Below are 24,486 nucleotides of genomic sequence, written 5' to 3' on the forward strand. Positions count from 1 at the left end.
GAGGAAGGGCTCTTAAGAGCGCGGCGACCATACTGCATTGCGTGACTCGGCGCAAAGCCCTTTGCACGGGGCCTTTTCGCCCGCAAGGCGCGGTTCAGCAGGCCACCTCGGCGCAGTCTTCGGGCTTTGTGGCGGCGGTTTCCTTCTCGCCTTCCGCCGCCAGTCCCGCCAGCACCTCGGCGGCGTAGGCTTCGGCCTGGGAGGGCAGGGGGGCGGCGCGGTCGCGGGTCCAGGCGGCGATGTCGTCGATCACCACCTGGGCCTGGAGGTCGCGCAGCAGCATGTGCCAGCCCTCGGTATAGAGGGCGCGGCGCTGGCGGGCGGCGGCCTCGGGCGGCAGGCGGCCCCAGAAGGCATAGGTCGGATCGGCGGGCACGACCTCGTCCTTCTCGCCGTAGAGCAGCAACGCGTCGGTCTCGATCCGCGGGGCCGCCTCGTAGGCCGCATCCATCAGGTTCACCAGGCCGAAGACCGCATCGACCCGGGTTTCCTTGATGAACAGGGGGTCGCGGCCGAGGCCGCGCAGCATCTCGATGTTGTCGGAGGCCTGGATGCCCAGGCCGCGGCCGCTGAAGCGGGCCCAGGGGATCAGCCGGGCGCCGAGCCAGAGGGCGACGCGCTGGCCCAGCGGCATGGTGGTGCGGGCCCAGACCGCAGGCGATGACAGGATCACCCCCGCGGGCTGCGGCGGGTTCGGCCCGGCGAGCGCCGCCAGAACCACCGCACCGCCCATGGATTCGCCCAGCAGGAACAGCGGCAGCTCCGGATGGCGCGCCCTGAGGAGCGCCGCCGCGTCGCCGAGGTCGCCGGTCAGGCGGTCCACACCGGCCCAGAGCCCGCTATGGGGCGCTGCGCCGAAGCCGCGCTGGTCGTAGGCGTAGACCAGCAGGCCCTGCTCGGCGAGGGCGGGGCCGGAGGCGGAAAAGGCGTTGGAGTAATCGTTGAAGCCGTGGAGGGCCAGCACCACACCGTGGGGCGCCTCGCCCGCCGGCGGCTGCCAGGACTTCAGCGGCAGCGCCGTGGCGTCGGCGGTGATGAAATGTTCGGCGGTGAACTGCGGCCCGGCGACTTCCAGGCCCTGGCGCGCCGGACTGTCGAAGCCTGGGCCCGGCGGCGCCAGCCGCGGCGCGCAGGCGCCGGCCAGAAGCAGCAGGCTGAGGACCAGAAGGCGGACGGGACTACGCGCTCGCCTCATGGCCGCCCTGGCTGTCGCTGTCCTCCCGGTCGTGGGCGCCGCGGGTGAGCTGCAGGAAGATGTCCTCCAGGTCGGTCTCCTCGGTGGACATGTCGATCACCGAGAGGCCGGCGCCGCAGACCGCATCGAGGATCTGGGGCACCGGGCTGTCGCTGGCGTGGTAGTGGAACAACAGGCGCCGCGGGCCGGTCTGTTCCGGGTTGAAGGCCGTCAGCGTTTCCGGGATGCCGGGCAGGTCGCGGTCGAAGATCAGGGTGAGGGCCTTGTTGTCGAGGCGGGCCAGAAGGCTCTCGGTGCGGTCGCAGGCGATCACCTTGCCGTGGTTGATGATGGCGATGCGGTCGCAGAGCTCCTCGGCCTCTTCCAGGTAGTGGGTGGTCAGCAGCACCGTGGTGCCGGCGCGGTTCAGCTCGCGCACATTGGCCCAGAGCTGCTGGCGCAGCTCGATGTCGACGCCGGCCGTGGGCTCGTCGAGCACCAGCACCGGCGGCTGGTGCACCATGGCCTTGGCCACCATGAGGCGCCGGCGCATGCCGCCGGAAAGCGTGCGGGCATAGGCCTTTTCCTTGTCGGCCAGGCCCATGGCCGCCAGGATTTCGCGGCTGCGCCGCTCGGCGGGCGGCACACCGTAGAGCCCGGCCTGCAGCTCCAGCAGCTCCAGCGGCGTGAAGAACGGGTCGATGTTCAGTTCCTGCGGCACCACGCCGATGGCGGCGCGCGCCTGGCGGGTGTCGCGGTCGATGTCGTAGCCCCAGACCGCGGCGCTGCCGGAGCTCTTGTTCACCAGCCCCGCCAGGATGTTGATCAGGGTCGACTTGCCGGCGCCGTTGGGGCCCAGCAGGCCGAAGAGGGAGCCGCGGGGGATGTCCAGGTCGACGTCGCTGAGGGCCAGCTTGGCCGGCGCCTTGCCGGCGGCCTTGTAGGTCTTGGTCAGCCCCGTCACCGAGACCGCCTGCTCCGGCTGGGCGGCGGGCAGCCCCGACAGGCCGGCCGCGGCGCTCTCGGGCGCCGGCCGGGCGGCCGGCTCGGCTCTGGGGGACTCGCTGTTCATGGCTGCCTTTCCTTAGGCGCGCCGCGGGGCCGGGTCCGCGCGGCTCGTCGCCGATCTTGCTGCGGCGGCCATGGGTAGCACCCGCTCTCCCCGGTGGTCAATCAGAGGGGGTCAATGAGGGGGCAGTGGCGCAGCCCGAAAGGCGTAGGAACCGGGAGTACGGCGCCCCCGGGCTTTACCTGGCGACCGCACCTCTGTTATCCGGGGTTCATGGTTGCCCCGCCGCCCCTCTACCGGCCCCTGCCCAGCGCCCATCAGTCCGTTGCCTGGCCGGCGCTGCCGGGCCCGGAGGCGGCGCTGATGAGCGCCATGCTGCAGCAGCTCGACCAGAGCCAGTGGTGGCCCCCCGAGGCGATGCGCCGCCAGCAGCTCAACCAGGCCGGCGCCCTGATGACCCATGCCTACCGCACGGTGCCCTACTACCGCGACCGCCTGGCGCAGGCCGGCTTCGTGCCCGGGCATCCGCTGACCGAGGAGATCTGGGCCGCGGTTCCGGTGCTGAGCCGCGCCGAGGTGCAGGACGCCGGCGAGAGCCTGTTCAGCAGCGAGATCCCGCAGCGCCACGGGCAGACCTACGAGATCTCCACCAGCGGATCGACGGGCCGGCCGATCAAGGCCAAGGGCACCCGTCTGGTGCAGTTCCTCTGGGATGCCATGACCCTGCGGGAGCATCTCTGGCACCGCCGCGACTTCAGCGGCAAGCTGGCGGCCATCCGCTCCTTTCCCAGCGGGACGGCCGAATACCCAGACGGCGCCAAAGCCAAGAACTGGGGCCGCTCCACCAAGGACGTCTTCACCTCCGGGCCCAGCGCCGTCCTGCACATCGGCACCAAGATCGAAGACCAGGCGGAATGGCTGGGCCGCCAGCAGCCGGACTACCTGCTCACCTATCCCTCGGCGCTGCGCGAGCTGCTGCTGTACTGCAAGCGCAAGGGCTTGCGCTATCCCAGCATCCGCGAGGTGCGCACCCTCTCCGAACTGCTGAGCCCGGAAATCCGCGACCTCTGCCGGGAGGTCTGGGACCTGCCCATCGCCGATCTCTACAGCACCCAGGAGAACGGCTACCTCGCCTTCCAGTGTGCCGAGGAGGGCTCCTATCATGTGCAGTCGGAATCGGTCCTGCTGGAGGTGCTGGACGACGATGGCCGGCCCTGCAGACCTGGCGAGATCGGCAAGGTGGTGGTGACCTCCCTGCACAACTTCGCCATGCCGATGTTCCGCTATGCGGTGGGCGACCTGGCGGAACCGGGCGAGCCCTGCCCCTGCGGGCGCGGCCTGCCGGTGCTGCGGCGCATTCTCGGGCGGGTGCGCAACGTCCTGGTCTATCCCGACGGGCGCAAGGCCTGGGCCCTGCTGGGCGACATGTACTACACCGAGATCCCGGTGATCCGGCAGTTCCAGATCGTGCAGAAGACGGTGCGGGACATCGAGATCAGGATGGTCGCCGAGCGCAGCCTGACGGCGGCGGAGGAAGAGCGGGTGCGCGGCTGGTTCCGCGAACGCAGCGGCCACCCCTTCGCCATCGCCATCACCTACCACCGGGAAATCCCCCGCGGCCCCAGCGGCAAGTTCGAGGACTTCCGCAGCGAGATCGCGTGAACCTGGGCTTTGCCGGCGGAACCGCGGACCAAGGGGGATTGAACCCTGCGCCCGCGGCGCTATCATCGCCTGCAAGACGCCTTTTGGAGTGAAGCCCATGGAGCCGCCTGAAATCATCACCGTGGACAGCGAGCAGGTTGCCTGCGACGGCGGCAAGGGTGCCCTCGGCCACCCGCTCATTTTCCTCAACATGGAGGGCAAGGGCCAGATCGACTGCCCCTACTGCGGTCGCCGTTTCGTGTTGAAGCAGGATACCGCGGCGGAGTAGCCGGGGCGGACCGTCAGGGGTCTGTCAGCGGCCCCTCGGGGGCGCGGTTTCAGCCCTCGACTCAGGCAGAGCCCTCCGGCATGCTCGCCGGGATGACGTCCCTCCCTTACAAGCACCTCTATCTGGTCGACGGCTCCGGTTATATCTTCCGGGCCTATTTCGCCATTCCGCCGCGCAGCACCGCCGACGGCACGCCGACCAACGCGACCTTCGGCTTCACCAACATGCTGATCAAGCTGCTGCGGGACAGCGAGGCGGACGCCCTGGCGGTGATCTTCGACAAGTCCTCCAAGTCCTTCCGCAACGAGATCTACGGCGACTACAAGGCGCAGCGCCCGGACCCGCCGGAGGATCTGGTTCCCCAGTTCGCGGCGATCCGCGAGGCGACCAAGGCCTTCAACCTGCCCTGCATCGAGATGGAGGGCTACGAGGCCGACGACCTGATCGCCACCTACGCGCGCCAGGCCAAGGATGCCGGCGCCGAGGTGACCATCGTCTCCTCCGACAAGGACCTGATGCAGCTTGTCGACGGCGGCATCGCCATGCTGGACCCGATGAAGGACAAGGCCATCGACCAGAGTGGTGTTAGAGAGAGATTTGGAGTTGCACCTGAGAGAGTCGTGGATGTGCAGGCGATTGCAGGCGACAACATTGACAATGTTCCAGGCGTTGCGGGGATTGGTGAGAAAATAGCAATTCAGCTTGTTCAGGAGTTTGGTGATCTTGACGCAATCCTGAACCTGACCGACGGCGAAGTCGTTGAACGACTGAAAGTGGTTCAGACCCAGGCCGATGAGTTGGCGGGTGAGCCAGTGAAACTCGGCTCTGCCGAGCAGGTCGGGCGAATCTTATTTGACAAGCTCGGCCTTTCCAGACCGAAAGGTCAAGGAGCAGAGAATCCGAAGGCGAAGACAGAGGTTATCGAAGACTTTGCCGCGAGTGGCGTTGAGTTTGCCAACTTGGTGCTTCGTGGGCGCCTCCTAGGAAGAGCGAAGAGTTCTCTCCTGGGAAAGTTACGAAACAACCAAGAGATGGCGCGCATCTCCAAGCGACTCGTCACCCTGGAGCGCTATGCCCCGGTCGAGGAGGGGCTGGACGGTTTCGGCCTGCAGGAGCCGGAGCCGGAGACCCTGCGCGCCTTTCTGGAGCGCTATGAGTTCCGCTCCGTGCTGCGCCGCCTCTCCGACCAACTGGGCGGCGAGGCGGCGGCGGAGGCGGCCCCCGAGGCGCCGCCCCCCGGCGAGGCCAAGTACGAGCTGGTGCAGGACCTTGCGGCGCTGGAGCGCTGGGTGGCGGCGGCGCCGAAGCGTGGGGTGCTGGCGGTCGATACCGAAACCACCTCCCTGGATGCGGTGGCCGCGGAACTGGTCGGCATCTCCCTGGCCACCGAGGCGGGCAAGGCCTGCTACATCCCGCTGGCCCACAAGGGCGGAACGCCGGGCGACGGCGGCCTGGACCTGGAGGGCGGCGACGCCGAGGCGCCCAAACAGATCCCCCTGAAAGACGCCATCGCCGCGGTGAAACCGCTGCTCGAAGACCCCGGCGTTCTGAAGATCGGCCAGAACATCAAGTACGACATGCTGATCTTCGCCCGCCAGGGCATCCAGGTCGCCCCCATCGACGACACCATGCTGCTGTCCTATGTGCTGGACGGCGGGCTGCACGGCCACAAACTGGACGATCTGGCGCAGATCCACCTGGACCACCAGACCATCAAGTTCAAGGAGGTGGCGGGGACCGGCAAGAACCAGGTGACCTTCGACTACGTGCCCCTCGACAAGGCGCTGGACTATGCCGCCGAGGACGCAGACATCACCCTGCGCCTGCACCAGTCCCTGAAGCCGCGCTTGGTGAGCGAGCGCATGACCACGGTCTACGAGACCATCGAGCGGCCCCTGGTACCGGTGCTGGCGCAGATGGAACTGACCGGCATCAAGGCCGACCGCGATACCCTCAGGCGCATGTCCAACGACTTCGCCACGCGCATCGGCGAGCTGGAAGAGGAGATCCACAAGCTGGCCGGCCGGCCCTTCACCATCGGCTCACCCAAGCAGCTCGGCGAGATCCTCTTCGACGAGATGAGCCTGCCCGGCGGCAAGAAGGGCAAGTCCGGCGCCTATGCCACCGGCGCCGATGTGCTGGAGGGCCTGGCGGCCCAGGGCCACGACCTGCCGGCGCGGGTGCTGGACTGGCGCCAGCTCGCCAAGCTGAAGAGCACCTACACCGATGCTCTGCAAACCCAGATCAACGAGGAGACGGGGCGCGTCCACACCTCCTACTCCCAGGCGGTGGCCTCCACCGGGCGGCTCTCCTCCAACGATCCCAACCTACAGAACATCCCGATCCGCACCGAGGAGGGGCGCAAGATCCGCACCGCCTTCGTCGCCGAGAAGGGACACGTGCTGCTGTCGGTGGACTACAGCCAGATCGAGCTGCGCCTGACCGCCCACATCGCCGAGGTCGACGCTTTGAAGCAGGCCTTCCATGAGGGCCAGGACATCCACGCCATCACCGCCGCCCAGGTCTTCGACATTCCCGTCGAAGGCATGGATCCCATGGTCCGGCGCAAGGCCAAGGCCATCAACTTCGGCATCATCTACGGCATCTCGGCCTTCGGCCTGGCGCAGAACCTGGGCATTCCCCAGGGCGAGGCCAGGGCCTATATCGAGGCCTACTTCAAGCGCTATCCCGGCATCCGCGGCTACATGGACCGCACCAAGACGCTGGCCCGCGAGCAGGGCGTCGTCACCACCCTCTTCGGACGCAAGATCCACATCCCGGGCATCAAGGACAAGAACCCGGCCAGGCGCAGCTTCTCCGAGCGCGCGGCCATCAACGCGCCGATCCAGGGCACCGCTGCCGACATCATTAAGCGGGCGATGATCCGCGTGCCGCCGGCCCTCACCAAGGCCGGGCTCGGCGCGAAGATGCTGCTGCAGGTCCACGACGAGTTGCTGTTCGAGGTGCCGGAGACGGAGGTCGAGGAAACCTCGGCGGTGGTCCGCGCCGTCATGGAACAGGCCTGCGCCCCCGCCGTCGAACTCTCCGTGCCCCTGGTCGCCGACGCCGGCACCGGCGCCAACTGGGCCGAGGCGCATTAGGCAAAGCGCAGCGCCCGTCGCCTCACTCAGGCGTCGACAAGGAGTTCCTTGATCACCGGGCAGCCGGGTGTCTGTGTCGTGCGGCAGGTCTCCAACATGCGCGCCAGACTGTCTTCCAGCGTCCGCAGTTCGGCAATCTTGCGGCGCACCTCGGCCAAGTGCCCTTCGGTGACCGACTGTACTTCAGGGCAGCTTGGGGTCTCGGCATCGCTGAGGCTGAGCAGGTGGCGAACCTCCCCGGTCGAGAAGCCCAGACGGCGGCAGCGGACGATGAAGGAAAGACGCCTCACATCTTCGGCTTCGTAGAGGCGGTGCCCGCCGGCGCTGCGCTGCGGCCGCGGCATCAGGCCGATCTTTTCGTAGTAGCGGATCGTCTCGATGGCGCAGCCGGTCTTCCCGGAAAGCGACCCGATACCGATGGCTGAACACTGTCTGGCCATAACGTCTCTCTTGAATCTGGCTTGAATCTGGAGCGACTTCAGATTGTAGCATCGCGCTATGAGCGCAGACAGCCTCCTCAAGACCGGCGTGATCGGAACGGTGGTTGCCGCGCTGTGCTGCTTCACGCCGTTGCTGGTCGTCGTCCTTGGTGCGCTGGGGCTGTCGGCGCTGGTCGGCGTTCTCGACTATATCCTGCTGCCGGCCTTGGCTTTTTTTGTCGGCCTCACGGTTTACGCCCTATGGAAACGCAGACGCGCCGCATCCAACTGATCTCGACCCTCACCTGTCCGCACTGCGGGCATGTCGAGACCGAGACCATGCCCACCGACGCCTGCCAGTGGTACTACGACTGCAAGGGCTGCGGGGTGCTCCTGCGGCCGAAGGCCGGCGACTGCTGCGTCTTCTGTTCCTACGGAACGGTGCCCTGCCCGCCGTCTCAGTTGGGCGACGGCTGCTGCTTCTGAACGCGCCCGCTTGGTAGGGTGCTCTCCCGTGATAGGCTGCTCTCCACAGCCTCATCTGGCCGGAGAGCGATGAACCCCAAGGACACGAGCCGCAGCCTGCCCGCGCCGAAGAGCGATTTCATCGGCCTGGAGGGCAAGGTGCATCTGGCGACCGGCGGCGAGCCGCCCCTGCTGAAGGCGCACCGCGAAGCCTTCGAGCGCTTCGCCGCCGACAAGGCCGGCGGCTTCGACGGTTACCACCGCCACTGGGCGGAGGTCGACCGCGTGCGGGCGGACCTGGCGCGTCTGCTGCGGGCGGAGCCCGGCGATGTCGGCTTCGTCGGCAATGCTTCGGAGGGGATCATGCGCGTCGTCTCCGGCATCGACTGGCGGCCCGGCGACAGCGTGGTGGTGCCGGCGCTGGACTACGCCAGCGGCCGCTACGCGCTGGCGAGCCTCAAGGCGCGCGGGGTGGCAGTGCGGCTGGTCCCGGCGCGGGGCTGGTGGATCGACCCCGGTGAGCTGCTCGCCGCCTGCGACGGACGCACCCGCCTGGTCTACCTCAGCCAGGTGAACGCGCTCACCGGCCAGCACTTCGACATCGCTGCCCTCGCGCGCGGGCTGGAGGGCTCGGACATCGTGCTGCTGGTGGACGTCAGCCACGCCCTGGGGGTGGTGCCGGTGGATGCCGGGGCCAGCGACTTCGTCGTGAGCTGCTGCTACAAGTTCGTGCTCGGCATCCACGACGGCATCGTCGTGTGGAACCGGCGGCGCCGGCCTGACTTCACGCCCTTCGGCGCCGGCTGGGCCGCGGCCGAGCCTGGCGAGACGCCTGCCGATTATGTCCTGAAGGACGACGCGCGGCGGGTCGAGTTCGGCAACGCCGGCCACCTCGGCGCCTATCTGCTGCGCGAATCCCTGGCCTATCTGGAAAGCTTCGGCATTGCCGCCATCGCCGCCCACACGCGCGCTTTGGCGGAACGCATGATCGCCGGCATGACCGACCTCGGTCTCGACGTCATGACTCCGGCGGGCCCGGCGAACCACGCCGGCAACGCCGCCTTTGCCTGCCCGGATGAGGCGGCGGTGGTGCGGAAGGCGGCAGCGGAAGATATCTTCCTCTGGGGCGACAACGGCCGCATCCGCGCCTCCGCCCACCTCTTCACCAATGAGGACGACGTGGAGTTGTTCCTCGAGCGTCTGCCGGCTTTCCTGGCGTGACCGCTGCTTCGATGCGGGTCAGGCCTCGTCGGAGGGTTTCAGCACCCGCAGGAAGGCGTTGGTGGTTTTGTCGAAGCGGCCGGGATCGTTGAGGCTGCGGGCCACCACCATGGCCCCTTCCAGAAGCGAGAGGAACTGATCGGCGACGGTCTGCGGACTGCCGAGAAAGGCAACCTCACCGTCCTTGCGGCCGCGCTTCAGCACGTTGGTCAGCCAGTTTTCGCAGAGCACGAAGAAGTCGCAGACCTGCTGGCTCACCGCTGGCGGCAGCCCGTCCTTCTCGGCCCCCAGCATGCCGCAGAGGCAGAGCCGCTCGTCGTTCAATGTCTGGCGGAAGAGACCGACGAAGGCCTTCAGCCGCTTCGAGGCCTCCTGGTCGCGGGTCGTGATGCTTTGCAGTTCGGCATCGAAGCGTTCCCGGTAACGCTGGACCAGGGCGACGCCGAGATCGCTCTTGCTGGGGAAGTAGTAGTGGATGCTCGCCGACTTGATGCCGATCTCCTCGGCAATATCGCGGTAGCTGAAGCCGTTGAAGCCGCGGGTCTGAACGAGGCGCTGAGCCGAATCCAGAACCCTCTCTGCTGTGATCGCCGTCATAGGCGCGCTGCCCCCAACTGACTGTTGGTCCATACTGGGGAGACTGCGTTGAATGGCACCGAGGCCATTGCGTTAGTGGTAGGTCCCAGCGCCACAGTCGATTCTGGTGCAAGGACGCAGCCCGCCGATCAGCCTCCCCTTGCTGAGCGGCGGGCGGTGACTGGCGGTGCCGTTCAGGCCGCGGCGCGAATCCCCGCCTCCCGCACCGACTCGCCGACATAGGGCTCGAACTGCCGGAAGTTGGCCTCGAAGCGCTGGGTGAGATCGCGCACCGTCAGGTCGTAGGCCCGCTTGTCGGGCCAGGTGTTGCGCGGGTTCAGCACCTCGGCGGGCACGTCCGGACAGGACTCCGGCATGGCCAGCCCGAATTGCGGGTGCCGGGCCATGACCGTTTCGCTGAGGCGCCCGTCCAGGGCGGCGCGCACCATGGCGCGGGTGTGGGCGATTTTCATGCGCGAGCCGACGCCGTAGGCGCCGCCGGTCCAGCCGGTGTTGACCAGCCAGCAGCGCGCGCCCGTGGCGGCCATCTTGTCGCCCAGCATCTTGGCGTAGACCGCGGGGTGGCGCGGCATGAAGGGCGCGCCGAAGCAGGTGGAGAAGGTGGCCGAAGGTTCGTTGCCCATGCCCTTTTCCGTGCCGGCCACCCGGGCCGTATAGCCGGAGAGGAAGTGGTACATGGCCTGCTCCGGCGTCAGGCTGGCGATCGGCGGCAGCACGCCAAAGGCATCGGCGGTCAGCATGACGATGGTCTTGGGGTGGCCGCCTTCGCCGCTGGCGGTGACGTTGGGAATGAAGTCGAGGGGGTAGCTGGCGCGGGTGTTCTCGGTGTGGCGGTTGTCGTCGAGGTCCAGCAGGCCGGTCTCGGGGTCCATCACCACGTTTTCCAGCACCGTGCCGAAGCGCTCGGTCGTGGCATAGATCTCCGGCTCAGAGGCACGGTCCAGGCGAATCACCTTGGCGTAGCAGCCGCCCTCGAAGTTGAAGACGCCCCTGGGCGACCAGCCGTGCTCGTCGTCGCCGATCAGGCTGCGGCTGCCGTCGGCGGAGAGCGTCGTCTTGCCGGTGCCCGACAGGCCGAAGAAGATCGCCGTGTCGCCCTCGGCGCCGATGTTCGCCGAACAATGCATCGGCAGGACGTCGCGCTCGGGCAGCAGGTAGTTCAGCACGGAGAAGATCGATTTCTTGATCTCGCCGGCATAGACCGTGCCGCCGATCAGCACCAGGCGCCGCGCGAAGGAGATGACGATGAAGGACTCGCTGTTGGTCCCGTCGACCTCCGGGTCGGCGTGGCAGAAGGGTGCGTGGAGCACCGTGAAGCCGGGCTGAAAGTTGGCCAGTTCCGCGCCTCCGGGCTGCAGGAACATGTTACGGGCGAAGAGGGAGTGCCAGGCCGATTCGCTCACCACCCGCACCGCCAGGCGGTAGTCCGGGTCGGCGCCGGCATAGACGTCCTGGACGAAGACATCGCGGCCCTGCAGGTAGGCGGCGACCTTGCGGTGCAGGCGCTCGAAGCCGGCCTCGTCCATGGCCATGTTCACATCCCCCCACCAGATGGACTCCTGGCTGGAGGCTTCGCGGCAGATGAACTTGTCCTTGGGCGAGCGGCCGGTGTGCTTGCCGGTCTGCACCACCAGGGCGCCACCCTCCGACAGGCGGCCCTCGCCGCGCCGCAGGGTTTCAGCGTAGAGCGCCGAGACGCCCTGGTTCCAATACACGTTTCGAAGATTCACCAAGCCATGGTGGTCGAGGCCATGGCGGCTGACACCTGCGCCGACTGTGTTCAAGTGAATGAACTCCCACTGTTGAGTTTTCCCTCTTTGACCCTTTTGCGGCGGCGGGCTTGGTTAACTGCCCCTTATGGCGCCGGGTCTTCCTGCTGTCTTCGGACCACGAACCCGCTGAGAGATAGTTTATCCCGGCAGACTTGGCCACGGGTTTATTGGCATTCTCTAATAAGCGTCGCTCCCCGGACGATTGCCGGGCTGATCTGAGCGCCCGGCCAGAGGCTAGCGCATCGCTTCCGGCGATGCAGCCGCCAATCGGCGGCCTTTCTGGGGCAACTGTTGCCAGCTTGCGGCTTGGTCTCCGGGGTTGAATGGACTAAATCGAACATCGCTGCGTTGTTTCCGGCAGCGTCCCCTTCCGCCAAGCGACCGGATACCCTTTCGTGCCTGATCTCTTGCCCCTTGCCATCGACAACCTGCTCTCGCCGATCATCCTGTTCTTCGCCCTGGGATTCGCCGCTGCGCTGTTGCGCTCGGACCTCTCGGTGCCGGAGGCCTTGGCCAAGGCGATGGCGCTTTATCTGATGCTGGCCATCGGCTTCAAGGGCGGGGTCGAGCTGAGCAAGCAGGGCCTCGACTGGACCATCGCGGCGCTGCTGCTGACCGGGGCGGCGCTCTCCTTCGTCATTCCGCTGATCGCCTTTGCCCTGTTGCGCTCCTTCACCCGTCTCGGTCAGGCCGATGCGGCGGCGGTGGCGGCCCACTACGGCTCGATCTCCGTGGTCACCTTCGTGGCCGGCACCGAATTCCTCACCCTGATGGGGGTCGGCTTCGAGGGCTACATGGTCGCGGTGATGGCGATCATGGAAACCCCCGCCATCGTCACCGGCATCTGGCTGGCCTGGCGCGGCATGAATGGCGGCGCCGGGAATCGCTCGAGAGCCGAGCGCCGTGCCCTCATCGACCGTGACCTGATGCGCGAGATCTTTCTCAACGGCAGCGTCGTGCTGCTGATCGGCGCCTTCGTGATCGGCTGGATCACCGGACCGCGGGGCTTCGAGACGATCGCCCCCTTCGTCGACGCCCCCTTCAAGGGGGTGCTCTGCCTGTTCCTCCTGGACATGGGGCTGGTGGCCGCGACGCGCCTGCGGGGCGCCACGGAGCTGACCCCCGGCCTGCTGATGTTCGGCATCGCCATGCCGGTGATCGGCGCGTCCCTGGGTCTCGCGGCGGGCTGGGCCCTGGGGCTGGGGATGGGCGAGATGGCGCTGTTCGCGCTGCTCGCCGGCAGCGCCTCCTACATTGCCGTGCCCGCCTCGATGCGCCTTGCGGTGCCCGAGGCCAGCCCCGGCATCTATCTCACCCTGTCCCTTGCAATCACCTTCCCCTTCAACCTGACGCTGGGGATTCCGCTCTACTTTTCCGCGGCCGCGGCGTTATCGTCGGTGCCCTAGGGCCTGTTCGAGGATCGAGACCCATGGAAACCCATCCCCGCAAGAGGCTGGACATCATCGTCGAAACACCGCTGCAGCGCCGCGTCGTGGCGCTGCTGGAGGATCAGGCCGTGCGCGGCTACACCATCATGCCCTGCATGGCCGGCATGGGCGCCGAGGGGAGCTGGCATCGCGGTGAGATCAGCGATGCCTTTTCCAAGCGCCTGATCATCGTGATCGCCCGGGAGGAGAAAGCGCGCGAGGTGATGGCCGCGGCCCGCGAACTCCTGCGCGACTACAGCGCGGTCATCACGCTTTCCGACGTCGAGGTGATCCGCGCCGATCATTTCTAGGGTGTGTTCGCCTTGCGTCGAAGCGGGCCGGTGCCGTCACAACATGAATGACCTGATCGGCTGCCACAGAATCGCCTTAAGTTCTTGTTCATAAATCACAATTAGAACACTGGCGAGGCGCGCGCAGGGCCCCTTTGTTGTGGGGCATGAGCGCCATACGGTCGGCAAGAAACCGCTTCTGGTGGGGAATGCCCCGGACCTTGTCTGGAGGCATCATGGCATTACGCAACGGCGTATCCCGTCTCGACTCGGCCCTGGCCGGCCCGCTCTGGCGCACGCGCCGTCGCCGCTCCCCAAGCGCCCGCTTGTCCCTGTCCTTCGCCCTGCAGGGCGGCGGCGCCCATGGTGCCTTCACCTGGGGCGCCTTGGACCGCCTGCTGGAGGAGGACTGGCTCGAGGTCGACGGTCTGAGCGGCGCGAGTGCCGGTGCGCTGAATGCCGCCGCCCTGGCCGGAGGTTGGCTGGAGGGCGGACGCAGCGGCGCGCGGGACAGCCTGGAGACCCTCTGGCGGCGGGTCAGCGGCCTGGGCGAATTCCGGCCGCCCAGTGCCGTTTCGCCGGCCCTGGACATGATGACCCGCCTCTTCTCGCCCTATCAGCTCAACCCCCTGGGACTCAATCCCCTGCGCGCGGTGCTCGAGGAGGTCATCGACTTCGAAGCCCTTCAGCTCGCGGAGACGCCGCGGCTTTTCGTCTCCGCCACCGAGCTGAAGCGGGGCCGTGCCGTGCTGTTCGAGAACCCGGACATGACGGTGGAGACGCTGCTGGCCTCCGCCTGCCTGCCGCACCTCTATCGCGCGGTGGCCATCGACGGCGCCCACTACTGGGACGGCGGCTTCATGGCCAACCCGACCATCTTTCCCCTGGTCTTCCACTGCGACAGCCGCGACGTGATGATCATCCAGATCGATTCGCTGACCACCGACGAGGTGCCGCAGAGCGCCCGCCAGATCAACAACCGGCGCAGCCAGATCGTGTTCAATGCGCCGCTGATGCGTGAGCTGGAAGCGCTCGGTTACATGGGGCGCATGGCCGGGCGCGGCCAGGGGCGCGGCGGCCTCGCCGGCAAGGTGCGGGGCCTGAACCTGCACCTCCTGGAAGGCGGGGAAGCGATGAGGGCGCTGGACGTCTCCAGCAAACAGCGCGCCGACTGGGGCTTTTTCAAGGAGCTGAGGTCCATCGGGCGGGAGGCCGCCGCTGCCTGGCTGGAGCGCCACGCCGCGGAACTGGGCGCCCGCTCCACCCTGGTTCTCGACGAGACAGACGCACAGAGCGGCTGACAGCCCGTCGCTCTATGCGATGGGGGGCTCACTCCGCTTCAGCAGCCCGTGCTTGCGCAGGCGGTTGCGGAGCTGGTCGTAGGTCAGGCCGAGATGCCTGGCGGTGGCCCGCTGGTTGAAGCGCTGGCTGCGCAAGGCCTCCTCGATCAGCCGACCTTCGATGCGCAGCAAAGCTGTTTTGAGGTCGTAGGGGTCGGAGGGCTCCGGCAGGGCCAGGGCTGACGGCGCTGGCGCTTTCATGGTTTGAGCGGGCCCTTCCGCTGGTGCCCGTTCAACCGGCTGTCCGGCGCGCGGGGCCGGCGCCAGGGCATAGGGGCTGGCGAAGGGATCGATGGCCACCGCGTCGATGGGGCTGAGGGCGTCCTCCGGTTCCGCCTGGGCCAGGGCGCGGGCTACCGAGCGCTCCACCACGTTGCGCAGTTCGCGCACGTTGCCGGGCCAGTCGTGCGCATGGAGGTGTTCCAGGGCGGCATCGCTGAACCCCGGGAACACCGGGCAGGCCAGTTCGGTCGCCATCTCCCGTCCGAAATGGCCGGCCAGAAGGGGGATGTCCTCGCGCCGCGCCCGCAGCGGCGGCAGGGTAATGACCTCGAAGGCCAGGCGGTCCAGCAGGTCGGCGCGGAAGCGGCCCGCCGCCGCGGCGGCGGGCAGGTCCTCGTTGGTGGCGCCGATCACCCGCACGTCGACGTCCAGCGTGGCGTTGCCGCCGACCCGCTCGAAGCGCCCGTATTCGATGACCCGCAACAGCTTCTCCTGAACCGCCGGGGTGGCGGCGGCGATCTCGTCGAGGAACAGGCTGCCGCTGTCGGCCAGCTCGAAGCGCCCGGGCCGGCGTTTGACGGCGCCGGTGAAAGCCCCGGCCTCGTGGCCGAACAGCTCGGATTCCAGAAGACTTTCGGCCAGGGCCGCACAGTTGAGCTGGACCAAGGGCCCGTCCCAGCGGGCGGAGAGGAAGTGCAGCCGGGCGGCCACCAGCTCCTTGCCGGTGCCGCGCTCGCCGATCACCAGCACCGGGCGGTCCAGCGGGGCGATGCGGGAGATCTGTTCGGCCAGGGCGAGAAAGGCCGTGGATTCGCCCAGCAACGGCGGCAGGTCGGGTCGAGCCATCACTTCAATATAGCTAACAAAAGGTAAATTTCACCAATAAATGGTTTTGAATACCATTCGGAGGGCAACTGGCGTTTGCCGGCTTGTTACGAAATTTCTATGTATTTCAATCAGATAGATGAGTTTTGCGGACTTGGCACGGTCCCTGCAAAGGTAGGGGCGAGATGGACCACATCGACCCGAACAACCCCGAGAGCCGGGCCAACCCAGAGAGACAGAGACTGATTGCCATGAACCACATGCACGAAGACCACAGACCGCGATCCCAGGACAACTGGATCGAACGCACCTGCGTCTATCTGCGCACCCGCACCGCCGACCACTGGATGATGTTTGCCGCCGGCATGCTGCTCGGCGCCATCCTGAGCTAACGCGGCGTCGCGCACACCCCAAGCCGAGACAAAGACGGACAGCAACAAGGAAAGACGGAACCATGGGTATTTTTTCCCGCCTCGCCGACATCATCAATTCCAACCTCAACGCCATCCTCGACCGCGCCGAGGAGCCGGAAAAGATCATCCGCCTGGTGATCCAGGAGATGGAAGACACCCTGGTCGAGGTCCGCAGCACGGCGGCCAAGACCATCGCCGAGAAGAAGGAGATCAATCGCCGGCTGATGCGCCTGCAGGAAGCCCAGCAGAGCTGGGAAGACAAGGCCGAGCTGGCGCTGACCAAGGGCCGCGAGGATCTCGCCAAGGGCGCGCTCCTGGAAAAGGCCAAGCTCGCCGAGACCGCGCAGGCGCTGCAGGACGAGCTGGACGAACTGGAGGCCATGCTGCGCCAGGGCGAGGACGACATCGCCAAGCTGGAGAGCAAGCTGCGCGAGGCCAAGGCCAAGCAGCAGGCCCTGGCCGCCCGCCACGACACCGCCGGCTCGCGCCTGAAGGTGCGGCGCACCCTCTATGACGGCCGCGTCGAGGACGCCTTCAGCCGCTTCGAGCAGGTCGAAAAGAAGCTGGACGAGGCCGAGGGCCAGGTCGAAGCCTATGACCTGGGCCGCGGTGGCAAGTCCCTGGCCGACGAGATTTCCGAACTGGCCGCCGAGTCCGCCATCGAAGACGAGCTGGCGGCACTCAAGGCCCGCATCGGCAAGTCCGGTGCGAAGAAGGCGGCCCGCGGCGGAGACAGCGAGAGCGACGCGGCGGACGGCCAGTAAGCCAGCGGGGGACCAAGGACCATGGATTTCGAAGTACCGGTCATACTCTTCCTCGCCGTCGTCGCACCGATTTGGATCATCGCCCACTATGCGACCCGCTGGCGGGCGACCAAATCGCTGTCGTCGGATGAGGAGCAACTGCTGGAGGAGCTCTGGCAGAGCGCCGAACGCATGGAGCAGCGGATCAATTCGCTGGAACGCATCCTCGATGCGGAGGTGACGGACTGGAGGAAGAAGCTATGAGCTGCGGTCCCTGTCGACCCAGAGGTGGCCATTCCAGAGGGGGCCATCACGGCAAAGGGCCCGGCGGTGGACACCCGGGGAGTGGGCCCGGCGGGCAGACCCCGCCGCCCCAGCGCCCCAGCCGCCTCTACCGCAATCGGGCAAAGGGTAAGATCAGCGGCGTCTGTGCCGGCATTGCCGACTACTTCGGGATCAGCACCTTCATCGTCCGGCTGATCGCCCTGATCTCGCTCTTCATGTTCACCTTCCCGACCCTGGTTTGCTATTTTCTGGCCACACTGCTCATCGACCCGGCGCCTGAGTTCACCTATCAGTCGGAAGAAGAAAAAGAGTTCTGGCGCCAGGTCCGGGTGAAGCCGAGCGAGTCGCTCTCCCGCCTGCGTCACAAGTTCCGCGATCAGGAACAGCGGGTCCGCGCCATGGAGGCCTTCGTAACCTCCGCCGAGGCGCGGTTGCATCGGGAGTTCCGGGACCTCTGAACCGGGGCTCCCAAGCCGAGGGCGCGCGATTCGGTCGCGCGCCTTCTATATCGGGACAAAGACCCGGGGACAAAAAACAATGAGACGTTCGAGACGCTGGTGGATTGCCGCGCTGGCGGCGACCTTCCTCAGCCTTCTGGCCGCCTTCGCCTCCCATCTGGCACAGGCCGAGGAGCGGTGCGCAGCGGTGCCGCCCGCCGCACCGGCCCTTGTGCACGAACGTTAGAAGTGTCCAGGGATTGGTGGAACCGACCCGACGCAGGCCGCAACCCAGCTAATCGTCCGCTTCGAAGTCGCTGGATTGGGAGTAGACCAGAATCTGGCTGACGCTGCTGCCGTCCTCTGAAAACGGCATCAGCAGGCCGAACTCGCTGTGCCAGAGCCCATTGTCGGTCATGAACTCGATCAGCTCGTAGAGAAAGCTGCCTTCGCGGTAGACCATGCCATAGGTGGACATGACGCTTTCCAGGCTCGGGCCGAAGTAGGCGTCGCTGACCAGTCTGCCGGTCGGGTCTTGGCCGCGCAGCAGGCATTCCTCCGTACCCACCACCCGATAGCGCAGGACCGGCCATCCGCGGTCGTCGCTTCCCTCGACATCCACCAGCAGAATGTTGGGCAGGTGATGGACCACCCTGGCCGGATCGAAGTCCGACCGGCGCGGCATGCGCCGGTCCCCGCGCAGCCCGTCCCAGTAACGAAAGATCTCGGCAATGCGCGGCGGGCAACGGTCCAGGAACGAGCGATCGGTGCACCGCACCGGCGCATCGTAGGGCGTGTTGTGCAGGTCTTCGCGCAATGTCACGACGCAGCCGATCTCTGGCGGTATCCCCCGCGGCCATCTGAACCCCCAAGGCGTGCCCCAATACTTCGGCCGCAACTACTCTTGAGGGGCAAATACACCGAAAAAATTACAATCCTCAATTGCAAAGTAATGTCTTGTAGAATAGCCCGTCTGTCAATCGGCGCTCCACTTGGGAACATATCTCAGCCATCTATATATATAATATTTTTCCATCCAGGGAACCGTTCATCACCAGATTTGTTCTCATGCTTTGCCTTGGAGGATCAACGATTCAACTGAAACGGTGGCTTTGCCTTGGCTTCGCGGGGGTGAAGGCGCGAAAAAAATCTGCGCCGGCGGTCCGGGCCCGCGCGCGGCAACTGAGGACCGTAGTCCCATTGTTTCCACACTTTGCCGCAAAACCGCCACAGTCCCTGGGCAAGGTCCCGGCGAATCACCGACGTCTCGATCCTGCCTTTCCACCCCCCAACCGGCCCTTCGGGGCGACGTGGTTTGCCGTTGCCGCCGAGGTCTGATTAGGTGGACCGCGCGCGGCGCGGCTTCGGCACTGCGCGCTTGGATGACCTGAAACGAAGGTCGCGAGTGGAAAGACCGGACGCAGGCGCCGGTGTGAATGCGAAGATCGCGCAACCGGCGCCAGATCTGATTTAATGCCCAGTCCGGCGACCGCCCGGCCGGACGACGGGACACGACGGGGCAACAGACGCATGCAAGACACCATCGCCTTGGTGGACGATGACCGGAACATCCTGACCTCGGTCTCCATCGCGCTGGAAGCCGAGGGTTTCAAGGTGCGCACCTACAACGACGGGGCGGAGGCGCTGCGCGCCATCGCCGCCAATCCGGTCGATCTCGCGGTGCTCGACATCAAGATGCCGCGCATGGACGGCATGGAACTCCTGGGGCATCTGCGCAAGGCCTCCAACCTGCCGATCATCTTTCTCACCTCGAAAGACGACGAGATCGACGAGGTCCTGGGACTGCGCATGGGCGCGGACGACTACATCACCAAGCCCTTTTCCCAGCGTCTCTTGATCGAGCGCATCCGCGCCCTGCTGCGGCGGGAGAAGGGCGGCGAAGACGGCATCGCCGGTGCCGCCACGGCGGAGGCCTCCATCCAGCGCGGCGACCTGGTGCTGGACCCGGCGCGCCACCTCTGCGCCTGGAAAGGCGAACGCATCAACCTGACGGTGACGGAGTTCCTGATCCTGAAGGCTCTGGCGCAGCGACCCGGCCACGTGAAGAACCGGGACCAGTTGATGGACGCGGCCTACGGCGAATCCATCTATGTCGACGACCGGACCATCGACAGCCACATCAAGCGGCTGCGCAAGAAATTCCGCGAAGCCGACGACAGCTTCCAGCAGATCGAGACGCTCTATGGCGTCGGCTATCGTTACCGCGAGCCTTAGGTTTGCTCTCACCGGCGCAAGAAGGGCTGGCGATGTGGGAACCGCAGCGACGGATCTAGGCCGATGACGGTCGGCAGCGAGGGGAAGCCCGGGGCCCTTGGCCCCCTGCTCGGCGGCGCCCGTCGCGAGGCGGCGCAGCGACCCCGCCGGCTTGCCGAAGGCCGGACCGACGAAGCGGCGGTGCCGCGGCGCCGGCGGCGCTGGCGCTCCCCCCTGACCCGGCGCATCCTGACCATCAACGTACTGGTCCTGCTGATTCCGGTCCTCGGCCTGCTGCACCTCGACCAATACCGGCAGAGCCTGATCGCCGCAGAGCTGGACGCCCTGCGCATCCAGGGCCGGGCCTTCTCCCTCTCCCTCGGCAGCACCGCGGTGGTGGCCACCCAGGTGGGCGACGAGGAACTGCTGCCGGAGGTCACCCGCAACCTGATGCGCGTGCTGCTGGTGGATACCGGCGTACGGGCGCGGATCTTCGCGCGCTCCGGCGAGCTACTGGCCGACAGCTTCGTGCTCGGTGGGCCCGGCGGACAGGTGCAGGTCCAGGCGCTGCCGCCGGCGGAGAAGGGCGGGCTCAGTCTGCTCGGCCAGCTCTACGAGATGGCGCTGAAATGGGTGCCCGGCAAGGACGACTTTCCGCTTTACCAGGAAGCGCGGGTCCAGAAGGCTGCCCACTATGCCGAGGTCGCCGGGGCACTCGCCGGCGACAGCCCGGGCATGGTGCGCGCCGACCGCCAGGGCCGGCTGGTGCTTTCCATCGCCGTGCCGGTGCAGCGCTACCGCCAGGTTCTGGGCGCGCTCATGCTGTCCAAGGACGGCGCCGACGTGGACGCGGCGGTGGACGACCGCCGCCGCGACATCCTGATCGTCTGCGGCGTCGCCTTCGCCGTGACGGTGCTGCTGTCGTTCTATCTGGCCGGCACCATCGCCCGGCCGATCCGCCGGCTGGCCCAGGCGGCGGACCTGGTGCGCTACGGCAAGGGCCGCCAGTTCGAGATCCCGGACTTCCGCCGCCGCGGCGACGAGATCGGCGACCTCTCCAGCGCGCTGCGGTCGATGACCGAGGCCCTGTGGAACCGCATGGACGCCATCGAGGCCTTTGCCGCCGACGTCGCCCACGAGATCAAGAACCCGCTGACCTCGCTGCGCAGCGCGGTGGAGACCGTGGCCCGGGTCGAGGACCCGGAGCAGCAGCGCCGGCTGGTCTCGATCATCCTGGACGACGTGCACCGCCTCGACCGGCTGATCAGCGACATTTCCGATGCCTCGCGCCTGGATGCCGAACTGTCCCGCGCGGAGACCGAGCCGGTCGACGTGGGCGAGATGCTGCGGGCGATCGTTTCTTTGCACGAGGCAGTGGAGTCCCAGGAGGCGCCGCGCTTCGCGCTGGAACTGCTCGAACACCAGGACCTGCAGGTGCCGGGCCTGGAAGGCCGCTTGGGACAGGTCTTTCGCAATCTCATCGCCAACGCCGTCACCTTCTCGCCGCCGCGCGGCAGGATCCGGCTCTCGGCTCAACGTCAGGGCGGCGACATCAAGGTTTCGATCTGTGACGACGGGCCGGGAATTCCCGACGGCAAGCTGGAGGCGGTCTTCGAACGCTTCTATTCGGAGCGCCCGGCGGGGGAGAAGTTCGGCACCCATTCCGGGCTCGGCCTATCCATCTCGAAACAGATCATCGAGGCCCATGGCGGCACCATCAGGGCGGAGAACCGGCGCGATCCCGACGGCGGGGTGATCGGCGCCTGCTTCGTCGTCACCCTGCCGGGCGAATAGGCGGCGGACGGGGGGCGGCAGCCGGGTCATGGCCGAGAACCTGCATGCCACGACCGTCGCGTTGGACGGCAGGGGAGTCGCCCTGCTCGGTCCGCCGGGCGCCGGCAAGTCGGACCTGGCTTTGCGGCTCATCGACCGCGGCGCAGTTCTGGTCAGCGACGACCAGACCCTGTTGGAACGGCGCGACGGCCGGCTTTTCGCCCGCGCCCCCGACAGCATCGCCGGCAAGCTTGAAGTCCGCGGCCTGGGAATCGTCGAGATGGCGTTCCGCTCTCCGGTACCGCTGGTGCTGCTGGCCGAACTGCAGCCCCAGGACCGGATCGAGCGGCTGCCCGAGCGCGCTTGGCGGGAGCTCTGCGGTCTGCCGGTCCCCCTTGTTGCCCTCGATCCGTCGAGCGTTTCGGCGCCGGAACGGCTGCAGCTTGCTCTGCGCGACCTGGGCACGCTTATAATGCCGGACGACGCTGTCGAGGGCCCGGCGAGGGCTGGCGAACCAGCAGGCGGGGAAAGCGTGAGCGACCAGACCGAAATCCAGGCCCAGTCCGAAAGCGAAACTCAGAGCGGCGGCGCACGGCGTCTCGTTCTGGTGACCGGCATGTCGGGGGCGGGGCGCTCCACGGCGCTGAGGATCCTGGAGGACGAGGGCTACGAGGCCATCGACAATCTGCCCCTCAACCTGCTCGAGGCGGTGGTGGGGGCGGTCGGCCTGAAGCGCCCCATCGCCGTGGGAGTCGACATCCGCACCCGCGACTTTGCCGTCGGCCCGGTGCTCGAACGGCTCGATGCGCTCACCGTCGACCCGCGCTTTGCCGCGACCCTGCTGTTCGTCGACTGCGAGGACGAGGTCCTCGGCCGGCGTTTCACCGAGACCCGGCGGCGCCATCCCTTGGCCCAGGATCGTCCGGTGGCCGACGGCATCGTGGCGGAGCGCCGGCTGCTCGCGCCTTTGCGCGAGCGCGCCGACCTGATGATCGATTCCTCGAACCTGACGCCGGCGGACTTCCGCACCTGGCTGCTGGGCCATGTGGGCCTGGACTCTGCCGGCGGGATGGCGGTCTTCGTCACCTCCTTTTCCTTCCGCCAGGGGTTGCCGCGCGAAGCGGATCTGGTGTTCGACGTGCGGTTCCTGGCCAACCCGCACTACGATCCGGAGCTGCGCCCGCTGTCCGGCCGCGATGCGGCGGTCGCCGACTACATCGGGCGCGATCCGGGCTTCGGACCTTTTCTCGATCACCTCACACAGATGCTGGCGCCGCTGCTGCCGCGCTACGAGCGTGAAGGCAAGAGCTACCTGACCATCGCCATCGGCTGCACCGGCGGACGGCACCGTTCGGTTTTCCTGGCTGAGCGGCTTGCCGCCTGGTTGGGTGCGCAGGGGCGTTCCGTCCACCTCGACCACCGCGATATTGCGCGCGATCCGCAGCGCTCGGCCGCCCGGAAATGAGCGCCGGCGCGCGGCGGCAGCGGTCGATGAAAAACCGAAGGTTGAGACAGGTCATTGACCGGCGGCTTTGCTTTGGGTCCTTATCGTGACAATAAGAAGAAAGCCGCCAAAGAGAAAACCGCCAGCGGACGACGACAGCAGCAGGGCAATACTGCGGGGGTCGGCAGGGAGTAGAGGATGATCGGTCTGGTCTTGGTAACCCATGGACGCCTTGCCGTTGAGTTCGTGCAGGCCCTGGAACATGTGGTGGGTCCGCAGGAGAACGTGGCGGCGATCTGCATCGGGCCGGAAGACGACATGGAGCAGCGCCGCCAAGACATCATCGATGCGGTCGCCGATGCCGAGCAGGGGGACGGCGTGGTGCTGCTGACGGATATGTTCGGCGGCACGCCGTCGAACCTGGCGATCTCGGTGCTGGACAAGGACCGGGTCGAGGTGATCGCCGGCATCAACCTGCCGATGCTGATCAAGCTGACCGGTCTGCGCAGCACCGCGAGTCTGGCCGAGGCGGTGACCCAGGCACAGCTTGCCGGGCGCAAGTACATCAACGTCGCCTCGCAGCTTCTCGATTCGGACAAGGACTGATGGACAAGCCGGTCGAGACAAAAGAAGGGGCATTGGCGGAGGCGATGGTATCGCGCCGCCTGACGATTCAGAATCAGAAGGGCCTGCACGCCCGCGCGGCCGCCAAGTTCGTCAAGCTGGCGGAGACCTTCGATGCCGAGGTCACGGTGATCAAGAACGACACCCGGGTGTCCGGCTGCTCGATCATGGGTCTGATGATGCTGGCCGCCGGCCCCGGATGCGATATCGACGTCGAGGCGACCGGCAGCGGCGCCGCCCAGGCCGTGGAGGCGCTGGCCAGTCTGGTCGACAACAAATTCGATGAAGGCGGATAGCAAAAGCCGGCGGCGCGGCCGCGAACAGGTCTTCGAGGGGCTCGGCGTCTCGCCCGGCGTCGGTATCGGCCCCGCCTATGTCCGCGAAGCCGGGGACCTCCACGTCCCCGAGTACCAGATCGCCGCCAACCGGGTGCCCCGAGAGAAAAAGCGCTTCGCCGAGGCGACCGCCAAGGCGGTGCGCCAGGTTGGAAAGCTGAAAGCGAAGTCGTTCGGCATCCACGGGCTGGCGGCGGAGGAACTGGGCTATCTGCTGGACGCCCACCTGCAGATGCTGAAGTCGCGGCGGCTGATCGGCGGCATCGAAAAGCGCATCGAGAAGGACCGGCGCAATGCCGAGGCCGCGGTGATGCAGGAGATCTCCGCCATCGCCCAGGAGTTCGCGGCCATGGACGATGCCTATCTCTCAGCGCGGGGCGACGACGTGCGCGAGGTCGGCCACCGTATTCTGCGCAACCTGACAGA

Annotated in this window: 27 protein-coding genes; 20 read left to right on the forward strand and 7 right to left on the reverse strand. The window is 67.1% G+C overall.

Features of this window, described 5'->3' with window-relative positions; translation table 11 throughout:
• Window positions 1-94 precede the first annotated feature (94 nt).
• The gene (locus tag Q0996_RS22770) at window positions 95-1,195 is read right to left on the reverse strand and encodes an alpha/beta hydrolase (protein WP_299625507.1); all 1,101 of its coding nucleotides are present in this window, start codon (window positions 1,193-1,195) and stop codon (window positions 95-97) included.
• Window positions 1,179-2,246 (reverse strand): ABC transporter ATP-binding protein, encoded by a 1,068-nt coding sequence (locus tag Q0996_RS22775; protein WP_299625510.1) that lies wholly within the window; start codon window positions 2,244-2,246, stop codon window positions 1,179-1,181. Before Q0996_RS22775 ends, Q0996_RS22770 begins: the two co-directional genes overlap by 17 nt.
• 210 nt (window positions 2,247-2,456) lie before the next feature.
• Between Q0996_RS22775 and Q0996_RS22780 the strand changes: the two genes are divergently transcribed.
• The 3 genes from Q0996_RS22780 to polA all read left to right on the forward strand — a co-directional run bounded on the left by Q0996_RS22780 (window position 2,457) and on the right by polA (window position 7,214).
• Window positions 2,457-3,845 carry a phenylacetate--CoA ligase family protein gene (locus Q0996_RS22780; protein ID WP_299625513.1) on the forward strand — a complete coding sequence of 463 codons (1,389 nt, stop codon included), beginning with the start codon at window positions 2,457-2,459 and terminating at the stop codon, window positions 3,843-3,845.
• Between the two features lie 97 nt (window positions 3,846-3,942).
• The gene (locus Q0996_RS22785; RefSeq protein WP_299625516.1) at window positions 3,943-4,113 is read left to right on the forward strand and encodes a zinc-finger domain-containing protein; all 171 of its coding nucleotides are present in this window, start codon (window positions 3,943-3,945) and stop codon (window positions 4,111-4,113) included.
• Window positions 4,114-4,205: 92 nt separating this feature from the next.
• On the forward strand, window positions 4,206-7,214 hold the full coding sequence (polA, locus tag Q0996_RS22790) for a DNA polymerase I (protein WP_299625519.1): 3,009 nt from the start codon (window positions 4,206-4,208) through the stop codon (window positions 7,212-7,214).
• 26 nt (window positions 7,215-7,240) lie between these two features.
• Here the strand turns inward: polA and Q0996_RS22795 are convergent, their stop codons facing one another.
• Entirely contained in the window at window positions 7,241-7,654 is a 414-nt protein-coding gene (locus Q0996_RS22795) for a helix-turn-helix domain-containing protein (RefSeq protein WP_299625521.1), read from the reverse strand.
• Window positions 7,655-7,712: 58 nt separating this feature from the next.
• Here Q0996_RS22795 and merF point away from each other — a divergent pair, with 58 nt between their 5' ends.
• The 3 genes from merF (at window position 7,713) to Q0996_RS22810 (ending at window position 9,319) form a co-directional block, all read left to right on the forward strand.
• Entirely contained in the window at window positions 7,713-7,925 is a 213-nt protein-coding gene (gene merF, locus Q0996_RS22800; protein WP_299625524.1) for a mercury resistance system transport protein MerF, read from the forward strand.
• Complete coding sequence (locus tag Q0996_RS22805) at window positions 7,895-8,119, forward strand: GDCCVxC domain-containing (seleno)protein (RefSeq protein ID WP_299625527.1); 225 nt, start codon at window positions 7,895-7,897, stop codon at window positions 8,117-8,119. The genes merF and Q0996_RS22805 overlap by 31 nt, the downstream gene beginning before the upstream one ends.
• Window positions 8,120-8,188: 69 nt before the next feature.
• Entirely contained in the window at window positions 8,189-9,319 is a 1,131-nt protein-coding gene (locus tag Q0996_RS22810; RefSeq protein ID WP_299625530.1) for an aminotransferase class V-fold PLP-dependent enzyme, read from the forward strand.
• Window positions 9,320-9,337: 18 nt separating this feature from the next.
• Here the strand turns inward: Q0996_RS22810 and Q0996_RS22815 are convergent, their stop codons facing one another.
• The gene (locus Q0996_RS22815; RefSeq protein WP_299625533.1) at window positions 9,338-9,916 is read right to left on the reverse strand and encodes a TetR/AcrR family transcriptional regulator; all 579 of its coding nucleotides are present in this window, start codon (window positions 9,914-9,916) and stop codon (window positions 9,338-9,340) included.
• A 173-nt stretch (window positions 9,917-10,089) separates the two neighbouring features.
• Window positions 10,090-11,700: a phosphoenolpyruvate carboxykinase gene (locus Q0996_RS22820; protein WP_299625536.1), complete on the reverse strand. Its 1,611-nt coding sequence runs from the start codon at window positions 11,698-11,700 to the stop codon at window positions 10,090-10,092.
• Window positions 11,701-12,083: 383 nt separating this feature from the next.
• Here Q0996_RS22820 and Q0996_RS22825 point away from each other — a divergent pair, with 383 nt between their 5' ends.
• From Q0996_RS22825 to Q0996_RS22835, 3 genes are all read left to right on the forward strand, one after another.
• The gene (locus Q0996_RS22825; protein WP_299625538.1) at window positions 12,084-13,094 is read left to right on the forward strand and encodes a sodium-dependent bicarbonate transport family permease; all 1,011 of its coding nucleotides are present in this window, start codon (window positions 12,084-12,086) and stop codon (window positions 13,092-13,094) included.
• A gap of 23 nt (window positions 13,095-13,117) precedes the next feature.
• Complete coding sequence (locus Q0996_RS22830; protein WP_299625540.1) at window positions 13,118-13,426, forward strand: DUF190 domain-containing protein; 309 nt, start codon at window positions 13,118-13,120, stop codon at window positions 13,424-13,426.
• 215 nt (window positions 13,427-13,641) lie between these two features.
• Window positions 13,642-14,706, forward strand: coding sequence for a patatin-like phospholipase family protein (locus Q0996_RS22835; RefSeq protein WP_299625542.1), 1,065 nt, complete (start codon window positions 13,642-13,644; stop codon window positions 14,704-14,706).
• A 12-nt stretch (window positions 14,707-14,718) separates the two neighbouring features.
• On the opposite strand, the gene pspF is transcribed toward Q0996_RS22835, so the two are convergent.
• Window positions 14,719-15,813 carry a phage shock protein operon transcriptional activator gene (gene pspF / locus Q0996_RS22840; RefSeq protein ID WP_299625545.1) on the reverse strand — a complete coding sequence of 365 codons (1,095 nt, stop codon included), beginning with the start codon at window positions 15,811-15,813 and terminating at the stop codon, window positions 14,719-14,721.
• Window positions 15,814-15,977: 164 nt separating this feature from the next.
• Here pspF and Q0996_RS22845 point away from each other — a divergent pair, with 164 nt between their 5' ends.
• From Q0996_RS22845 to Q0996_RS22865, 5 genes are all read left to right on the forward strand, one after another.
• Entirely contained in the window at window positions 15,978-16,184 is a 207-nt protein-coding gene (locus tag Q0996_RS22845; RefSeq protein ID WP_299625548.1) for a hypothetical protein, read from the forward strand.
• 62 nt (window positions 16,185-16,246) lie between these two features.
• Window positions 16,247-16,969, forward strand: coding sequence for a phage shock protein PspA (pspA, locus tag Q0996_RS22850; protein WP_299625551.1), 723 nt, complete (start codon window positions 16,247-16,249; stop codon window positions 16,967-16,969).
• Between the two features lie 21 nt (window positions 16,970-16,990).
• Window positions 16,991-17,212, forward strand: a complete 222-nt coding sequence (pspB, locus tag Q0996_RS22855) for an envelope stress response membrane protein PspB (protein ID WP_299625554.1) — start codon at window positions 16,991-16,993, stop codon at window positions 17,210-17,212.
• On the forward strand, window positions 17,209-17,691 hold the full coding sequence (gene pspC, locus Q0996_RS22860; RefSeq protein WP_299625557.1) for an envelope stress response membrane protein PspC: 483 nt from the start codon (window positions 17,209-17,211) through the stop codon (window positions 17,689-17,691). The genes pspB and pspC overlap by 4 nt, the downstream gene beginning before the upstream one ends.
• 79 nt (window positions 17,692-17,770) lie before the next feature.
• Complete coding sequence (locus Q0996_RS22865) at window positions 17,771-17,917, forward strand: hypothetical protein (RefSeq protein ID WP_299625560.1); 147 nt, start codon at window positions 17,771-17,773, stop codon at window positions 17,915-17,917.
• Between the two features lie 48 nt (window positions 17,918-17,965).
• Here Q0996_RS22865 and Q0996_RS22870 read toward each other — a convergent pair whose 3' ends face one another.
• Window positions 17,966-18,493 (reverse strand): PAS domain-containing protein, encoded by a 528-nt coding sequence (locus Q0996_RS22870; protein WP_299625563.1) that lies wholly within the window; start codon window positions 18,491-18,493, stop codon window positions 17,966-17,968.
• Between the two features lie 707 nt (window positions 18,494-19,200).
• Between Q0996_RS22870 and Q0996_RS22875 the strand changes: the two genes are divergently transcribed.
• The 6 genes from Q0996_RS22875 to Q0996_RS22900 all read left to right on the forward strand — a co-directional run.
• A complete protein-coding gene (locus Q0996_RS22875; RefSeq protein ID WP_299625566.1) occupies window positions 19,201-19,905 on the forward strand; it encodes a response regulator transcription factor in 705 nt (234 codons plus the stop codon).
• A 63-nt stretch (window positions 19,906-19,968) separates the two neighbouring features.
• The gene (locus tag Q0996_RS22880; RefSeq protein WP_299625569.1) at window positions 19,969-21,678 is read left to right on the forward strand and encodes a stimulus-sensing domain-containing protein; all 1,710 of its coding nucleotides are present in this window, start codon (window positions 19,969-19,971) and stop codon (window positions 21,676-21,678) included.
• A gap of 28 nt (window positions 21,679-21,706) precedes the next feature.
• Window positions 21,707-23,122 (forward strand): RNase adapter RapZ, encoded by a 1,416-nt coding sequence (gene rapZ, locus Q0996_RS22885; RefSeq protein WP_299625572.1) that lies wholly within the window; start codon window positions 21,707-21,709, stop codon window positions 23,120-23,122.
• 177 nt (window positions 23,123-23,299) lie between these two features.
• A complete protein-coding gene (locus Q0996_RS22890) occupies window positions 23,300-23,707 on the forward strand; it encodes a PTS sugar transporter subunit IIA (protein WP_299625575.1) in 408 nt (135 codons plus the stop codon).
• Window positions 23,707-24,021 (forward strand): HPr family phosphocarrier protein, encoded by a 315-nt coding sequence (locus tag Q0996_RS22895; RefSeq protein WP_299625578.1) that lies wholly within the window; start codon window positions 23,707-23,709, stop codon window positions 24,019-24,021. Before Q0996_RS22890 ends, Q0996_RS22895 begins: the two co-directional genes overlap by 1 nt.
• A partial coding sequence (locus tag Q0996_RS22900; protein ID WP_299625581.1) for a phosphoenolpyruvate-utilizing N-terminal domain-containing protein occupies window positions 24,008-24,486 on the forward strand: 479 nt, incomplete at its 3' end. The genes Q0996_RS22895 and Q0996_RS22900, both read left to right, overlap by 14 nt.

It is taken from the genome of Pelagibius sp., from assembly GCF_028289705.1.
Classification (GTDB): domain Bacteria; phylum Pseudomonadota; class Alphaproteobacteria; order Kiloniellales; family Kiloniellaceae; genus Pelagibius.

Coding starts and splice junctions, on each gene's coding strand:
- Q0996_RS22830 (WP_299625540.1), top strand. CDS start 13,118: ATGGAAACCCATCCCCGCAAGAGGCTGGACATCATCGTCGAAACACCG.
- Q0996_RS22845 (WP_299625548.1), top strand. CDS start 15,978: ATGGACCACATCGACCCGAACAACCCCGAGAGCCGGGCCAACCCAGAG.
- Q0996_RS22785 (WP_299625516.1), top strand. CDS start 3,943: ATGGAGCCGCCTGAAATCATCACCGTGGACAGCGAGCAGGTTGCCTGC.
- rapZ (WP_299625572.1), top strand. CDS start 21,707: ATGGCCGAGAACCTGCATGCCACGACCGTCGCGTTGGACGGCAGGGGA.
- Q0996_RS22805 (WP_299625527.1), top strand. CDS start 7,895: ATGGAAACGCAGACGCGCCGCATCCAACTGATCTCGACCCTCACCTGT.
- pspB (WP_299625554.1), top strand. CDS start 16,991: ATGGATTTCGAAGTACCGGTCATACTCTTCCTCGCCGTCGTCGCACCG.
- pspF (WP_299625545.1), bottom strand. CDS start 15,813: ATGGCTCGACCCGACCTGCCGCCGTTGCTGGGCGAATCCACGGCCTTT.
- Q0996_RS22780 (WP_299625513.1), top strand. CDS start 2,457: ATGGTTGCCCCGCCGCCCCTCTACCGGCCCCTGCCCAGCGCCCATCAG.
- pspC (WP_299625557.1), top strand. CDS start 17,209: ATGAGCTGCGGTCCCTGTCGACCCAGAGGTGGCCATTCCAGAGGGGGC.
- Q0996_RS22875 (WP_299625566.1), top strand. CDS start 19,201: ATGCAAGACACCATCGCCTTGGTGGACGATGACCGGAACATCCTGACC.
- Q0996_RS22775 (WP_299625510.1), bottom strand. CDS start 2,246: ATGAACAGCGAGTCCCCCAGAGCCGAGCCGGCCGCCCGGCCGGCGCCC.
- Q0996_RS22865 (WP_299625560.1), top strand. CDS start 17,771: ATGAGACGTTCGAGACGCTGGTGGATTGCCGCGCTGGCGGCGACCTTC.
- Q0996_RS22815 (WP_299625533.1), bottom strand. CDS start 9,916: ATGACGGCGATCACAGCAGAGAGGGTTCTGGATTCGGCTCAGCGCCTC.
- Q0996_RS22890 (WP_299625575.1), top strand. CDS start 23,300: ATGATCGGTCTGGTCTTGGTAACCCATGGACGCCTTGCCGTTGAGTTC.
- Q0996_RS22770 (WP_299625507.1), bottom strand. CDS start 1,195: ATGAGGCGAGCGCGTAGTCCCGTCCGCCTTCTGGTCCTCAGCCTGCTG.
- pspA (WP_299625551.1), top strand. CDS start 16,247: ATGGGTATTTTTTCCCGCCTCGCCGACATCATCAATTCCAACCTCAAC.
- Q0996_RS22835 (WP_299625542.1), top strand. CDS start 13,642: ATGGCATTACGCAACGGCGTATCCCGTCTCGACTCGGCCCTGGCCGGC.
- Q0996_RS22895 (WP_299625578.1), top strand. CDS start 23,707: ATGGACAAGCCGGTCGAGACAAAAGAAGGGGCATTGGCGGAGGCGATG.
- Q0996_RS22880 (WP_299625569.1), top strand. CDS start 19,969: ATGACGGTCGGCAGCGAGGGGAAGCCCGGGGCCCTTGGCCCCCTGCTC.
- polA (WP_299625519.1), top strand. CDS start 4,206: ATGACGTCCCTCCCTTACAAGCACCTCTATCTGGTCGACGGCTCCGGT.
- Q0996_RS22810 (WP_299625530.1), top strand. CDS start 8,189: ATGAACCCCAAGGACACGAGCCGCAGCCTGCCCGCGCCGAAGAGCGAT.
- merF (WP_299625524.1), top strand. CDS start 7,713: ATGAGCGCAGACAGCCTCCTCAAGACCGGCGTGATCGGAACGGTGGTT.
- Q0996_RS22795 (WP_299625521.1), bottom strand. CDS start 7,654: ATGGCCAGACAGTGTTCAGCCATCGGTATCGGGTCGCTTTCCGGGAAG.